We start from the raw sequence: 14,498 nt of genomic DNA, 5'->3' as shown, positions 1-14,498 counted from the left end.
AACCGTCTACTCCCATGGGTTCCCGCCATCCCGCGACACCGCCCGCACGACCGCGGCCCGGTCCACCTTGCCACTGCCGGTCAACGGCAGCGACTCCAGGTGGAACCAGCGCCGCGGCTGCTGCGGCGCGGCCAGGACCCGGCGGCCCACCTCCCGCAGCCGGTCGACGTCGTCGGCGTCGGTGACGACGGCCGCGACCACCTGCCCGAGGTCCGGGTGCGGGACGCCGACCACCACCACCTCCCCCGCCGCCGCCTGCTGCAGCGCATGCTCGATGTCGGCCTCGAGGACCGTCGCACCGGCGGTGGTGACGCCCCCGGCGCGACCGTGCACGGTCACTCGACCGTCGTCCTCGACGGCTCCGCGGTCGCCGACGGTCGTCCAGCCGTCGGCGTCACGCCGGAGCAGGTGCTGCGGCTCGGCGTACGCCTCGCACACGTAGGGCGAACGCACCCACAGCTCACCGGCGCGGGCGGCGACCTCGACGCCGGGGAACGGCCGCAGGTCATCGGCGTGCTCGCCCCACGCGACGAACGAGAGCTCGGCCGCCCCGTAGTAGTGGCTCACCCGAGCCCCGGCCGCCGCCGCTGCGTCGCGCAGCGAGGGGGTCAGGCGATCGCCGGCCACCACCACGTGCACCCCCGACAGGGCGCGCGGCTGCCGGGCGAGCAGCGTGCGCAGCGACGACGGCGTGAGGCAGGCGTGGGTGGCCCCGTCGGGCTCCGGGACCAGCGCCGCTCCCGCCCACTGGGCGTGGGACGCGGCGAAGAGGTTCATCGAGGCGGTCAGCGGGCCCGGCACCCAGACCCTGCTCGCGCCGGAGATTCCCAGCAGCCCGGACACGTGCGGGTAGGACTCCAGCCAGGACCGGCGCGTGCGCAGCACGGTCCGGGGGCGTCCGCCCGTGCCCGCCGTACGGAACGCGAGGAGGTCGTCGGGTGCGGCCGCAGCGAGGGCGGCCAGCGGGTCGGCCGCCGCCAACAGGTCGACCGGCTCAGCCGGCGACATCAGCTTCTCGACGCCGCGCGGCGGGGACCCGGCCGCGCGGGAGCAGGGCCGGGTAGGCCGCGTGCACCCCACGCGCCACGAGCGCACCGATGACGGCCTTGACGACGTCGCCGGGCACGAACACGAGGTCGGCGAGGACGGCGCCCTCCACCGAGAGGTCGGCCCGCAGCACCAGGCCGATGATGCCCAGGACGTGGAGGAGGAGCACACCGCCGAGCACGTTGGCCAGCACGCCCCAGCCGATCCGGTAGGGCGCGCCGACGGCGTACGTGACGGCGCCCACCGCGTAGGCCGCGACGGGCCACCCGACCAGGTAGCCGACGGACGGGCCGGCGAAGACGCCGAGCCCGCCACGGCCGCCCGCCAGCAGCGGCAGGCCGATCGCCACCAGTGCGAGGAACACCACGACCGCCAGCGCACCGCGACGGGGTCCGAGGATCGCGCCGGCGAGCATGACGCCCAGGGACTGGGCGGTGATCGGCACGGCGCCGCCGAACGCCGAGATCGCCGGGAAGAGTCCCAGGGCGGCGATCACTCCTGCGAAGACAGCGATGAACGGGAGGTCGCGGGTGCCGCGTGCCTGGGAGGTCATGACCACATTTCTCACTGGGGCGTCCTTCGATCGGCGTACTGAACGGTGTTCAGGTGAACGGCGTTCAGGTTAGCCCACGGCCAGCGGTGCGTGCATCCGCCGTCCCACGACGAGACGGTTAAGGACGCCCGCGGACGGAGTGGGCCTGGGCGACCGCCCACTGCACCAGGTCACGTGCGGGGCCGGCCGGCGGGTTCGCGCCGCGTGTCCAGACGGCGTGCAACCGTCGAGACAGGTCGAGGCCGGTGACGCTGATGGGGGTCAGGCGGCCGCTGGCGATGTCGTCGCGGACCGCGTACTCGCTCAGCGCGGCTGGTCCGGCGCCAGCTGCCACGGCTGCCCGCACCGCAGCGGTGCTGGCCAGCTCCAGGGCGGGCGGCGAGACGGGGAGGTCACGCAGGGCGCGTTCGAGCACGGTGCGGGTGCCGGAGCCCGCCTCCCGGACGACCATCGGCGTGGACGCGAGCGTCGCTGCCGTCACCCGTCGGCTGGAACGCTGGGCCCAGGGGTGGCTCGGCCCGACCACGACGACGAGCTCGTCGACGCCGATCAGCCGGTGACGCAGCCCGCTGGGCGGCTCCGGCCCCTCGACGAAGCCGAGGTCCGCTGCCTCCGACGCCACGAGCTCGACGACCCGCTCGCTGTTGGTGGCTGTCATCGTGAACTCGGTCAGCGCGAGACCGATGGTCGCCTGGTGGGCGCGGAACGCGACCAGCCAGCCGGGCAGGAGGTACTCGGCGACGGTCAGGCTGGCCGCGATCCTGAGCTGGGCGCGGCGGTCCTGGCGCAGTGCGGCGATGCCCGCGTCGAGCTGTTCGGCGGCATCGACGACACGGGTCGCCCAGTGGACCACGAGGTCGCCGGTCTGGGTCAGTGCCGAGCCCCGTCGGGTGCGGGTCAGCAGCGGGGCGCCGACCAGCGTCTCGGCCGTACGGATCCGCGACGACGCGGCCTGCTGGGTGATGCCCAGCTCGGCGGCGGCGGCGGACAGGCTGCCCGTGCTGGCGACGACCACCAGCAGCTCGAGCGCCCGCAGGTCAGGCACGTGCGAACCCAGCATGAGCCACAAGGCTACCTTGTGACAGCACAACCACGTCCTCGTTCCGCATGTCGGACGCGTCTCGCAGACTCGTCGTCATGACTCTTCGCGTTGCAGTCGTCGGCGGTGGGCCGGCCGGCATCTACACGGCTGACCACCTGGTGAAGTCCGACCCGGGCGTGTCCGTCGACATCCTGGAGCGGCTCCCGGCTCCCTTCGGGCTCGTGCGCTACGGCGTGGCGCCCGACCATCCGCGGATCAAGGAGATCGTGAAGGCCCTGCAGCGCGTCCTCGCCGACCCCCGGGTCCGACTCCTGGGCAACGTCGACCTCGGCGCCGACATCAAGCTCGAGGAGCTGCGCAGCTACTACGACGCCGTCGTGATCGCCACCGGCGCGATGGCCGACCGGCCGCTCGGCATCGCGGGCGAGGACCTGCCGGGCTCCTTCGGTGCCGCCGACTTCGTGTCCTGGTACGACGCGCACCCCGACGTCCCGCGCTCGTGGCCGCTTACCGCCTCGAGCGTGGCCGTGCTCGGCGCGGGGAACGTCGCGCTCGACGTCGCCCGGGTCCTCGCCAAGACCGCCGACGAGATGCTCACCACCGACATCCCGGCGCACGTCCACGAAGGCCTGCGGGCGAACCGGGCCACCGACGTGCACGTCTTCGCGCGCCGCGGCCCGGCGTACGTGAAGTTCTCCCCGCTCGAGCTGCGCGAGCTCGCGCACTCGCCCAACGTCGACGTGGTCGTGCACCCCGAGGGGTTCGAGGTCGACCAGTCGAGCATGGAGCACATCGGCCGCAACAAGCAGGCCAAGATGGTCCTCGACACCCTGGCGAACTGGGTCGGACGCGAGCCCACCGGCAAGCCGCACCGGATCCACCTGCACTTCCTCGAGCAGCCCGTCGCGATCGAGGGTCAGGGCCGCGTGCAGGCGCTGCGCACCGAACGCACCCGGCTGGTCGGCGACGGCACCGTCGCCGGCACAGGGGAAGAGACCGTCTGGGACGTGCAGGCGGTCTACCGGGCCATCGGGTACCGCAGCACCCCGCTCCCGGGACTGCCGTTCGACGACACCGCGGCGGTGATCCCGAACGTGGGCGGCCGGGTGCTCGACCTCGCTGGGGAGCCCGTCCCCGGCCTCTACGTCACCGGCTGGATCAAGCGCGGGCCGGTCGGCCTGATCGGCCACACCAAGAGCGACGCCGCCGAGACCGTCACCCACCTCCTCGCCGACACCACCCCCACCGCGCCCCAGCGCGAACCGCAGGCCGTCGAGGCCCACCTGAGCGACCGCGGCGTCGACCACACGACCTTCGAGCACTGGGAGCGCCTCGACGCCCACGAGATCTCCCTCGGGCACGCCACCCAGCGCCTGCGGGTCAAGGTCGCCGGCCGCCAGGAGATGCTGCTCGCGGGGCGGTAGGACGCGTCTGCTCCCCCACGCCGACCGAGGCGGGACGTGCAACGAACCCGCAGGTCAGGGCGACCTGCGGGTTCTCCGTCGCGTGGTGGAGCTGACGGGATTCGCACCCCTGACCTTCTCAACCAGTTCGAGGCGTCGGTCTCTGCGGGGACCGGCCTCTCACCTGTGCGCCGGGATCGGCCCGATCCGCCGGCCCGCCTCCGCGGGCGGGGTCACGCAGGCATCCCGGGCAACGGCTGCGACGCCGTCGGGTAGCGGCGCGGACGAGCCGCCGCGAACGTGCACGCCAAGCACCTCCTCCGTGGCGCGCAGCCGGTCGGCCACCCACAGCTCGTGCCAGATCCACAGCAGCTTCGGCGCGACACCGATGATCGACGAGCGCACCTCGATCTCGCCGCCTGGCGAGACCTCCTCGAGGTACCGCACGTGTGCCTCCACCGTGTAGAGCGAGGCGTCATTCTCGGAGCGGTACGCCGGGCCGAGCCCGATGGCGTCCATCACGGCGTCGGTCGCATGCCCCATCACCAGCACGTAGTACGGCTCCGAGAGGTGGCCGTTGTAGTCGATCCAGGCGTCCTGGACCGGCTCGCGCCACACCGAGAACGTCACGCCGGGCCGTTCATGCCCGGCCCAGCGCCCGCAGCACGGCGATGACGCCGCGGTCCCGCTCCGCCACGAGGTCGTCGATGGTGCGGTCGCCGGCTTCACGGTCACAGCCGGCGACCACGGCGTCGCGCAGCTCGGGGGTGAGCTCGGCCGCCTCGAGCCGGGTCCACGGGGAGAGCAGCGACGGGCCGAAGTGGTCCAGCATGTGCGCCATCCCGCCCTGCCCGCCCGCCAGGTGGAACGTCAGCATCGGTCCGTGGACCGGCCACCGGAGCCCCGGCCCGTCGGTGATCGAGAGGTCGATCTGCTCGACGGTCGCCTCACCGGCCGCCACCATGTGGAGCGCCTCGCGCCACAGCGCCTCCTGCAACCGGTTGGCGATGAAGCCGGGGACCTCGTGGTCCATCGCGATCACCGACTTGCCAGCCAGACGGAAGAATTCCGAGGTCCACGCCACCGTGTCCGGGTCGGTGAGCTTGCCGCCGACCACCTCGACCAGTGGGATGAGGTACGGCGGGTTGAACGGGTGCCCGACCACCGTGCGCCCGGGGTGGGTGCACTCGGTCTGCATGTCGGTCATGGCGTAGCCCGACGTCGACGACGAGATCACCACGCCCTCGGGGGTGGCGGCATCGATGTCGGCGAGCAGTCGGCGCTTGAGGTCGAGGTCCTCGGGCGCGCTCTCCTGCACGAAGTCGGCCTGGGCGCACGCGGCGGGCAGGTCGGGCTCGTACACCAGGTTCGCGCGGTCGGCGCCGTCGGCGAGGCCGAGCTCGGTGAGTGCCGGCCACGCGGCGTCGACGAGGTGGCGGAGCCGGTCCTCGGCGCCGCTCCCGGGGTCCCACCCGACCACCCGGAAGCCGCGTGAGAGGAAGTAGGCGACCCAGCCGCCGCCGATCACGCCGGTCCCGGCGCAGACGACGGTGCGAACCTCCTCGGGAGCAGGACGCATGTCAGGACCTGGCCTTCAGCTGCAGGATCTCCCGGCCCTCGTCCGGGGTTGCGACCCTCGCGCCCATCGCCTCGACGATCGTCCGCGCCTGCTCGACCAGCTGCGCGTTGGTTGCCTTGACGCCCTTGCGCAGGTACAGGTTGTCCTCGAGCCCGACCCGCACGTGACCGCCGAGCAGGATCGACTGCGCCACCCACGGCATCTGCATCGGCCCGAGCGCGAACGACGCCCAGACCGCGCCCTCGGGGAGCTGGTTGACCATCGCGGCCAGCGTGCCGGGGTCGGCCGGTGCGCCGTACGGGATGCCCATGCACAGCTGGTACATCGCCGGCGCGTCGATCAGGCCCTCCTCGACCAGCTGCTTGGCGAACCACAGGTGCCCCGTGTCGAAGATCTCCATCTCGCAACGGACGCCGAGCTCCTGGATCTTCTTGGCCCCCTCTCGCAGCATGTCCGGCGTGCTCACGTAGACGAGGCTGCCCTCGCCGAAGTTGAGGCTGCCGCAGTCGAGCGTGCAGATGTCCGGCAGCAGCTCCTCGACGTGCGGCAGCCGGTCGACCCCACTGACCAGGTCGGTGCCCTCGAGGAACGTCGTCGGGTCGTGGGGGTCGAGCACGAGGTCTCCGCCCATGCCCGCGGTGGTGTTGACGATGACGTCGACGTCGGACGCGCGGATCCGCTCGACGACCTCGCGGTAGTAGGCGACGTTGCGTGACCCCTTGCCCGTCTCGGGGTCACGGACGTGGATGTGGACGATCGTCGCCCCGGCGAGGGCGGCGGCGATGCCCGACTCGGCGATCTGTTCGGGGGTGACGGGCACGTGCTCGGACCGACCGACGGTGTCGCCGGCTCCCGTCAGGGCGCAGGTGATCATGACGTTGCGGTTCACGGTCGTGCCTCTCCTTCGGTGTGGGGTTCTCCGTCACGGGGTTCGACGGCGTCCAGCAGGGCGTGTAGCCCGAGATAGCTGAGGTCGCGGTACTGGCGGTCGACCCAAGGGTCGTCGTAGGGCCACCGCGACGTCTTCACCACGACCGCGCGGGTCCGTCGGTCGACGGCCGCGAGCTGGCCACGACTGCCGTCGGCGACCAGCCGGTGCCCCTCGGCGTCCAGCGGCCACCAGTGGTAGCCGAACCCGGCGTGCGTGGTCAGGGTGCTCGGCAGCCGACCCGGCGCGGTGAACGGGTACGCCGGCCGCGCGGCCTCGTCCGCCCACGACCCGGCCAGCAGCCGCCGCCCCTCGGGCGTGGTGCCGTCGACGGCCAGCATCGCGAGCCGCGCCCAGTCGCGGGCGGTGGCGGCCAGCGCGCCACCGGCCAGGGCGACCCCTCGACCGTCGATTCCGACGCAGGCGTCGTCGGCACAGCCGAGGTCGGCCCACAGCCGGGTGAGGTCGTCCGAGAAGGTCCGACCGGTCGCACGCTCGCGCACCCAGTCGAGCACCTGGGAGTCCGCGGTGCAGTACGCGTAGCGGGTGCCCGCGACCGTCCCCGGGCCGACGTGGTCCAGCAGCGCCCGTGAGTCCCCGCCGTCGGCGAAGCAGCCGAGCAGCCGCGAGGCGAGCGAGCCGGGGTCGCGGTGGTCCTCCGCCCAGTCGACACCCGAGGTCATGGTGAGGACGTCGACCACGCGGGTCCCGTCGTATCCGGTGCCGGCGAGCTCGGGCACGTGCACGCGGATGAGGTCGTCCAGCGCCAGGTCACCGTCCGTGACCGCCCTCCCGACTAGGTGGGCGAGAGCCGACTTCGTCATCGACGCACCCAGGAAGCGGGTGCGCGGACCCAGCCCGTCGGCGTACCACTCGTGGACGACGGTGCCGCGGTCGAGGACCAGGAGGGACGTCGTCCAGGTCTCCTCGACCCACTCGTCCAGCCCGCGGGTGCGACCGGCGCCGGTGATCTCCGTCTCGATCGGCCGGGCAGCGGCGGCGAGCGCGGCGCCACTGGTCCCGGGCACGACGACGTGCGACCAGCCCGGGTCGTCCTGGGGGTCGCTGAACCTGAGGCCGGAGAGCCGGGACCCCACGATGGAGGCGGGCACCGCGGGACCTCAGTCGATCCTCGGGCTGTTGTCCAGCAGGCTGCGGGTGTAGTCCTCCCGCGGGTTGTCCATGACATCGACCACCGCTCCGGCCTCGACGACCCGGCCCTGCTGGAGGATCTCCACCCGGGCCGCGATCGAGCGCACCAGGGCGAGGTTGTGGGTCACGAACACCATGCTGATCCCGCGCGACTGCCGCAGTCCTTCCAGGAGCTCCACGATCGAGCCCTGGACAGACACGTCGAGCGCCGAGGTGATCTCGTCGCAGATCATCACGTCGGGCTCGGCGGCGAGCGCCCGGGCGATCGCGACCCGCTGCCGCTCACCTCCGGAGAGCCGACTGGCCTGGTAGCGCAGCATCCTCGGCCCGAGCGCGACCTGGTCGAGCAGGTCGACGGCCCGGTCGGTGGCCTCCTTGCCCTTGGCGAGCCCGAAGAGCTCCATCGGGCGCTTGACGATCTGCTCGATCGTGAGCCGCGGGTTCAGCGACAGGTAGGGGTTCTGGAAGATGTACTGCAGCCGCTTGCGGTTCACCGCGCTGCGCTGACGCGCACCCTTGGCGAGCTCGTCGCCGTCGAAGCGGATGACTCCGGTCCAGTCCTTGTGGAGCCCTCCGATCGAGCGGGAGATGGTGGTCTTCCCCGAGCCGGACTCGCCCACCAGCGCGACCACCTCGGCCGTGGCCAGGTCGAAGCTCACGTCGTGGACGACGTGCTTGCGTCCGTAGAAGACGTTGAGCCCCTCCACGGAGAGGATGACCTCGCGTGCCTTGTCGGGGTCGGCGTCCGGGACCGTGCCGCGGGAGATGTCCCACGATCCGATGTCGCGAGCCCTGATGCAGCGCACGTCGTGGTTGTCGGCGATCGGGAGCAGCGCCGGTACGTCGCCGCGGCACTCGTCGATCGCGAACTCGCACCGGTCGTTGAAGCGACATCCCGACGGGCGGGCCCCCGGGGCCGGTGTCCGGCCGGGGATGCCGGTGAGCGCCCGGGCCTGGCTCAGGTGCGGGATCGAGTCCAGCAGCGCGCGGGTGTAGGGGTGCGCCGGCGCGTTGAACATGGCCTCCTTGGGCCCGAGCTCCACGATCTGGCCGGCGTACATCACGGCGACCCGGTCGGCGATGTTCGCGACGACCGCCAGGTCGTGGGTGACGTACAGCGCGCTGACGCCGTGGGTCCTGCACAGCACCGCCATGGTCTGGAGGACCATCGCCTGGGTGGTCACATCGAGGCCGGTGGTCGGCTCGTCGAGCACCAGCACCTTGGGCTTCGGCAGGAACGCCATCGCGAGCGCGACCCGCTGCACCTGGCCGCCGGACAGCTGGTGGGCGTAGCGGCTCAGGAACTCGTCGTCGCTGGGCAGGCCGACCTCGGCGAGCCCGTCCCGGGCACCCTGCAACCGCGACTCCTTCGTCCCGATGCCGCGCAGCTCGAGCAGCTCGACGAGCTGCTTGCCGATCCGGATGCTCGGGTTGAGCGCGGAGGCCGGGTCCTGCGGGACGTACGCGATCTCCTCACCGCGCACCTGCCGCATCTCGCGCCAGTGCATCGAGAGGACGTCGCGCTCCTCGAGGAGCACCTTGCCCGAGGAGATGAACGCACCGGCGCGCGAGTAGCCGAGCAGCGAGGTGCCGACGGTCGTCTTGCCCGAGCCGGACTCGCCGACCAGACCGACGACCTCGCCGGGCGCGAGGACCAGGTCGATGTCGTCGACGACGTCGACCGGCTTCCCGGTGAGCCTCACGCCGAGGTCCTGGACCACCAGGCCGGCACCCTGTTTCTCGAGGCCGACGAGCTCGGGGCTGGCGGTCATCAGCTCTCTCCTCGTTGGGCGACCTGCGCGATGCCGTCGGCCATCAGGTTGGTACCGATGCAGAAGATCGCGATGATGATCACCGGCGCCAGGACCGCCCACGGCTGCGTCGGGAGCCCGAGCTGGTTCTCGCGGATCATCTGGCCCCAGTTGGCCGCGCCCGGGTTGGCGGAGAACCCGAGGAAGCCGAGGGAGCCGACGAAGCCGATCGAGAAGGTGAGCCGCAGCCCGCCCTCGGCCAGCAGCGGTGCGTTCATGTTCGGGAGCACCTCGGCGAGGACCACCCGGCTGCGCTTCTCACCCAGCGCCTCGGCCGCGATCACGAAGTCCCGCGACACGATGCCGAGCGCCACGCCACGGGCCAGCCGGGCCACGCGCGGGGCGTGCGAGACGCCGACCAGCACGATCAGGATCCAGGCCGTCGGCCGCTGGAGGGCGGTGAGCACGAGCAGTGCGAGCAGGATCTGGGGGAACGACAGGATGACGTCGTTGCCGCGCATGATGATCTCGTCCCACCAGCCCCCGGCGTAGGCCGCGACGACACCGATGAGGATGCCGAGCGCCATGCCGAGCAGGGTGCCGAGGAGCGCGATCACGAGGATCGTCCGACCGCCGTACATGACCCGACTGAGGACGTCGGAGCCGAGGTAGTCGGTGCCGAGCAGCCCCTCGTCGCTGAAGGGTGGCCCGGCCACCTCCGACTCGCCGAAGGGGGCGAGGTAGGGGCCGAAGATCGCGAACGCCACCAGGAGCAGCGTGATCGTCCCGCCGGCGACGAAGCGCTTCTGCTTCATCGCCTTGCGGAACGTCGAGGGGTCGGCCGGCTCGATGGGCGGCAGGGTCGCTGCCTCTGCACTCATGACGAGATCGCCGTCCTCGCGCGTGGGGTCAACAGGATGGACAGGAGGTCCGCGACCAGGTTCACCACGACGTACACGCCAGCGATGATCATGCTCAGCGCCTGCACCATCGCCACATCGTGGTTGCGGACCGAGTCGACGAGCTGGCGGCCGATCCCGGGGTAGGAGAAGAGCGTCTCGACGACGACGACACCGCCGGCCAGGAAGGCCAGCTGGAGCGCGATCACCTGGATGCCGGGCACGATGGCGTTGAGCAGCGCGTGCCTGCGCATCACGACCTTCTCGGGGATGCCCTTGAGCCGCGCCAGCTCGACGTAGTCGCTGTCGATCACCTCGAGCAGCGAGGCCCGCACGATCCGCGAGACGTACGGCGCCACCCAGAGCACCAGCGTCACCGTCGGCAGGACCATGCTCTTCGGCTCGTCCCACGGGCTCCCGCCGAGCGGCACCAGGGTGACCGCGGGCAGCACCTGCGACACCGTCGTCGCGAACAGCGCGATCAGGAGCACGCCGATCACGAACTCCGGCAGGCCGGCCATCGCCAGCAGGATCGTCTGGATCACGGTGTCGGGCCGCTTGCGGCGGTAGTGCGTCGAGATCATCGCGACGGCGAACGCCAGCGGGATCATCACCGCCGCCGACAGGGCCACCAGCACCGCGGAGTTGACCACGCTGCTCGAGATCTGGCCGCCGACGGGCAACGAGTTGGCCAGGGACACGCCCAGGTCACCCGTCAACAGCCCGCCGAGCCAGTCGAAGTAGCGCGACACGAGCGACTGGTCAGTGCCGAGCAGCGCCTCCAGCTCGGCGACCCGGCCGGGGTTGGAGTTGTAGTCGCGGCCGAGGATCGCGCGGACCGGGTCGCCCAGCGCGGCCGTGGCCATGAAGGTCAGGACCGAGACGAGCCACAGCGTCAGCACCGCCAGCCCGAGCCGGCGGGCGAGCCAGATGGCCCAGGCCGCCGCTCCGTGCTGGCCCTTGGGCGGGGCGACCTCCTCGAGCGGATCTTGCAGGGCTGTCGCAACGTCAGTCATGCCAGGATCCCGGCCGGCCCTACTGGACCGAGACGTGCTGGAACTTGTAGTTGCCGAGCGGGAGGTACTTGCTCGGCTCCAGACCCTGGACATTGGCGCCGTACCCGTCGACCTGCTGCCGGAAGCCCCAGATGATCAGGCCGCCCTCGTTGTACTCGATCTCCTGGGCGTCGTGGAGCAGCTCGGCCCGCTTGGCCTCATCGGTCTCCTGGGCCGCGGCGTTGACGAGGTCCCGGTGCTCCTGGTTGTCCCAGTGCGTCTCGTTGTAGGTGCCGCCCTGGTCGGGCGGGAAGGTTCCGACCACGGCCTGCGGGATGTAGTTGCGGGTGTTCCAGAAGTCCTGCGCGAACGTGTAGGAGAGGTAGTTGTCGTCGTAGAACGGCGTCTTCTTGGTGACCTTGACATCGACGCCGGCCGCTTTCGCCTGCTCGGCGAACAGGTTCGCGGCTGGGACGGCAACCGACCCGATGTCGTCGCCGGTGAAGAGCTCGACCTGCAGCCCCTCCGCGCCCGCGGACGCCAGGAGGGACTTGGCCTGGTCGATGTCCTGCTCGCGCTGGGGCAGGTCGCTGGCGTACGCGACGTCGAGCGGGGCGTACATGTCGTTGCCCAGGGTGCCGTAGCCGCTCAGGGTCTGGTCGATCATCTGCTGCCGGTCGACGATCAGTCGCATCGCCTGGCGGACCTTGACGTCGTTGAACGGCGCCTGGTCCACGCGCATCGTGAAGGGCACCCATTGACCGCCCTCGGCGATGAGCACACCACCACCGGCGCCCTTGATCGTGTCGATCAGGTTGTAGGGCAGGTTGTCGACGGTGTGGATCTGGCCGGACTGCAACGCGTTGACCTTGGAGCTGTCGTCGGCGAAGTCCTGGATCTGCAGCTCGTCGACAAATGCCGCGTCGCCCCAGTAGTCGGCGTACCTGGTGAAGGTGCTGGTCTTGCCGGCCTCGAACGACTTGTAGGCGAACGCGCCTGTGCCGACCGGGTTGCTGGGGTCGAACTCGCCGCCGGGGATGATCCCGAGCGTGTACTCCGCCAGCAGCGAGTCGAGGATCGCGTACGGCGTGTTCAGCACCAGCTCGAGCGTCGTCTCGTCGACGACCTTGCTCGACTGGAAGTCGATGATCTGCGAGAGCTGACCACCGGCCGAGAGCGGCGCCTTCGGATTGGCCACGCGCTGGATGCTCTTCCACGCGTCGTCGGCGGTGACCGTCTTGCCGTTGTGGAACGTGACGCCTCCACGCATCTTGATGGTCCACGTCACAGCGTCTGCGGAGGGCTCGACCGACTCGGCAAGCGCCGGTTCGAGCTCGTAGTTGTTGTTCCAGAACAGCAGAGGCTCGTAGAGGTTGTTGCACCGGGCGATGTCCGCGGCTTGGACCGGCGCGTGCGGGTCGAGCGTGTCCTTGCTGCCACCGCCCGTCGCGCCGTGGATCAGGATGCCGCCCGAGCGCTGCGGGCCACCGCCGCCGCCCCCGCCGCCGCCGTCACCGTCACCTCCACAGGCGGCGAGGAGCCCGCTGCCGGCGACGGCAGCGGCACTGACGCCGGAGTACCGGAGCAGCTGCCGGCGGGAGATTTCCAGATGGCGGCGAGAGATCTGGTTCACTTCGTGACTCCCTGTCGCGCTATGCGAACGTGTGATGTGATCTAGGCAACATAAAGGTGGTGGGTTGTGCCGGTCAATGAGTCAGCCGAATCGGTCACCCGGCTGTCATCAACTTCGGGTAGGCGTGCCGGGTCGACGCGTGTCCAGTCGGTGGAGCGAGCCGCAGCGGTTCTCCGCGCGGTGGCGGCGGCGACCGGGTCCGCGGCGACGGCGAGCGCCCTGGCCGCGACCGTGGGGCTGAACCGCACGACGACCTGGCGGATCCTGGCCACGCTCGAGGGGGAGCGGCTGGTGAGCTTCGACGCGGACACCGGCACGTACTCCCTCGGTTTCGGCCTGATCGACCTCGCCGGCCAGGCCGACGGCGTCACCCTGGCTCGGTCCGCACGCGTCGTGCTCCAGCGGCTGGCCGCCGAGGCCCGCGAGACCGCGGCCCTCGCCGTCGTCCGCGGAGGAGCGCTGACCTACGTCGCCGAGGCGACGGCCGACACGGTGGTGGCGGCCGGGTGGCAGGGCCGCGAGGTCGCCCTGCACGCGACGTCGACAGGGAAGGTCCTCCTGGCGTTCTCCCACCCGGCGGAGCTGCGGCCGCTGCTGCGGCTACCGCACGGTCAGCGTCTGCCCCGCTACACGCCGTCGACCGTCACGTCGCTCAGCAGGCTCGAGGAGGAGCTCGCAGTGACCCGCGAGCGCGGGTACGCCGTCTGCCGCGGCGAGTTCGAGAGCACGGCCTGGGGCGTCTCTGCGCCGGTGCTCGACCTGGCGGGACACCCGGTCGCGGTCGTCAGCGTGTGGGGGCCGAGCGAGCGCCTCGGCGAGGACCGGTTCGCGGACCTCGGGGCGCTCGCGATCGGCGGCGCGGCCGAGATCGCCGGGCGACGGACGTCCGGGTAGCGACGGGAAACCGTACAGTGTCAGGGTGGCTTTCGCGCATGACACCGAGACGTCGCTGCTGGCAGCGGTCTCGCTGGTCAACTCCGCGGAGCCGCCCGACACGCTCACGTCGTCGGCCGAGCTCGAGGAGTTCCGGACGCAGTTCGGCTACACCGGTCGGCACGACGGCGACGAGGCCGAGCTCGCGGAGGTCCGTGCCCTGAGGCCGCGGCTGCGCGAGCTGCTCACCGCCGACCGGGACCGCGCGGTGGCGATCGTCAACGACCTGCTGCAGCGCGCGGAGGCGACACCGAGGCTCGTCCGGCATGGCGAGCACGACTGGCACATTCACGTGGTCGACCCCGAGACGCCGTTCGCCGAGCGGATCGCCGCCGAGACCGCGATGGCCATGGTCGACGTCATCCGCACCGACGAGATGTCGCGACTGGGCATCTGCGCCCGGGACGACTGCGAGAGCGTGGTGCTCGACCTCTCGCGCAACCGCTCCAAGATCTTCTGCGGCCCCTCCTGCAGCAACCGGGCCGCGGTGGCGGCGTACCGAGCCCGCCAGCGCTGATTGCCAACCCGCCCGTGCCGCCGCCACAGTGAACCCACGAACCGCCCGAGCCCGGAGGAACGCCGC

General features: G+C 71.5%; 14 protein-coding genes. 3 read left to right on the top strand and 11 right to left on the bottom strand.

The genetic code is table 11. The features are described from left to right. Window positions 1-6: 6 nt before the first annotated feature. From EXE59_RS07500 to EXE59_RS07490, 3 genes are all read right to left on the bottom strand, one after another. Complete coding sequence (locus tag EXE59_RS07500) at window positions 7-1,008, bottom strand: AMP-binding enzyme (RefSeq protein ID WP_135838347.1); 1,002 nt, start codon at window positions 1,006-1,008, stop codon at window positions 7-9. After that, window positions 995-1,600 (bottom strand): biotin transporter BioY, encoded by a 606-nt coding sequence (locus tag EXE59_RS07495; protein ID WP_135838346.1) that lies wholly within the window; start codon window positions 1,598-1,600, stop codon window positions 995-997. Before EXE59_RS07495 ends, EXE59_RS07500 begins: the two co-directional genes overlap by 14 nt. A 118-nt stretch (window positions 1,601-1,718) precedes the next feature. Continuing rightward, window positions 1,719-2,660: a LysR family transcriptional regulator gene (locus EXE59_RS07490; protein WP_135838345.1), complete on the bottom strand. Its 942-nt coding sequence runs from the start codon at window positions 2,658-2,660 to the stop codon at window positions 1,719-1,721. Between the two features lie 77 nt (window positions 2,661-2,737). Between EXE59_RS07490 and EXE59_RS07485 the strand changes: the two genes are divergently transcribed. After that, window positions 2,738-4,066, top strand: a complete 1,329-nt coding sequence (locus EXE59_RS07485; protein ID WP_246056590.1) for an FAD-dependent oxidoreductase — start codon at window positions 2,738-2,740, stop codon at window positions 4,064-4,066. A 159-nt stretch (window positions 4,067-4,225) separates the two neighbouring features. On the opposite strand, the gene EXE59_RS07480 is transcribed toward EXE59_RS07485, so the two are convergent. Genes EXE59_RS07480 through EXE59_RS07445 form a run of 8 tightly spaced genes read right to left on the bottom strand, consistent with a single transcriptional unit; the run spans window position 4,226 to window position 12,982 of the window. Next, window positions 4,226-4,675 carry a thioesterase family protein gene (locus tag EXE59_RS07480; RefSeq protein WP_135838343.1) on the bottom strand — a complete coding sequence of 150 codons (450 nt, stop codon included), beginning with the start codon at window positions 4,673-4,675 and terminating at the stop codon, window positions 4,226-4,228. A 10-nt stretch (window positions 4,676-4,685) separates the two neighbouring features. Beyond that, the gene (locus tag EXE59_RS07475) at window positions 4,686-5,624 is read right to left on the bottom strand and encodes a 3-hydroxyacyl-CoA dehydrogenase NAD-binding domain-containing protein (protein ID WP_135838342.1); all 939 of its coding nucleotides are present in this window, start codon (window positions 5,622-5,624) and stop codon (window positions 4,686-4,688) included. Window position 5,625: 1 nt separating this feature from the next. Next, window positions 5,626-6,513, bottom strand: a complete 888-nt coding sequence (locus EXE59_RS07470; RefSeq protein ID WP_210428924.1) for a beta-keto acid cleavage family enzyme — start codon at window positions 6,511-6,513, stop codon at window positions 5,626-5,628. Next, window positions 6,510-7,664, bottom strand: a complete 1,155-nt coding sequence (locus EXE59_RS07465; RefSeq protein WP_135838341.1) for a serine hydrolase domain-containing protein — start codon at window positions 7,662-7,664, stop codon at window positions 6,510-6,512. Before EXE59_RS07465 ends, EXE59_RS07470 begins: the two co-directional genes overlap by 4 nt. 9 nt (window positions 7,665-7,673) lie before the next feature. Further along, window positions 7,674-9,476 (bottom strand): ABC transporter ATP-binding protein, encoded by a 1,803-nt coding sequence (locus tag EXE59_RS07460; RefSeq protein ID WP_135838340.1) that lies wholly within the window; start codon window positions 9,474-9,476, stop codon window positions 7,674-7,676. Then, the gene (locus EXE59_RS07455) at window positions 9,476-10,336 is read right to left on the bottom strand and encodes an ABC transporter permease (protein ID WP_210428923.1); all 861 of its coding nucleotides are present in this window, start codon (window positions 10,334-10,336) and stop codon (window positions 9,476-9,478) included. The genes EXE59_RS07460 and EXE59_RS07455 overlap by 1 nt, the downstream gene beginning before the upstream one ends. Next, window positions 10,333-11,370 (bottom strand): ABC transporter permease, encoded by a 1,038-nt coding sequence (locus tag EXE59_RS07450; protein WP_135838339.1) that lies wholly within the window; start codon window positions 11,368-11,370, stop codon window positions 10,333-10,335. Before EXE59_RS07450 ends, EXE59_RS07455 begins: the two co-directional genes overlap by 4 nt. Before the next feature lie 19 nt (window positions 11,371-11,389). After that, window positions 11,390-12,982, bottom strand: coding sequence for an ABC transporter substrate-binding protein (locus tag EXE59_RS07445; RefSeq protein WP_210428922.1), 1,593 nt, complete (start codon window positions 12,980-12,982; stop codon window positions 11,390-11,392). Window positions 12,983-13,132: 150 nt separating this feature from the next. On the opposite strand from EXE59_RS07445, the gene EXE59_RS07440 reads away from it, so the two are divergent. Both EXE59_RS07440 and EXE59_RS07435 read left to right on the top strand, forming a co-directional pair. Then, a complete protein-coding gene (locus tag EXE59_RS07440; protein WP_168218435.1) occupies window positions 13,133-13,876 on the top strand; it encodes an IclR family transcriptional regulator in 744 nt (247 codons plus the stop codon). A 25-nt stretch (window positions 13,877-13,901) separates the two neighbouring features. Beyond that, a complete protein-coding gene (locus EXE59_RS07435) occupies window positions 13,902-14,432 on the top strand; it encodes a CGNR zinc finger domain-containing protein (RefSeq protein WP_135838337.1) in 531 nt (176 codons plus the stop codon). Window positions 14,433-14,498 lie beyond the last annotated feature (66 nt).

Origin of the sequence: Nocardioides eburneiflavus, from assembly GCF_004785795.1 — a bacterium.
Classification (GTDB): domain Bacteria; phylum Actinomycetota; class Actinomycetes; order Propionibacteriales; family Nocardioidaceae; genus Nocardioides; species Nocardioides eburneiflavus.
This window is presented reverse-complemented; position numbering and strand designations above follow the sequence as displayed.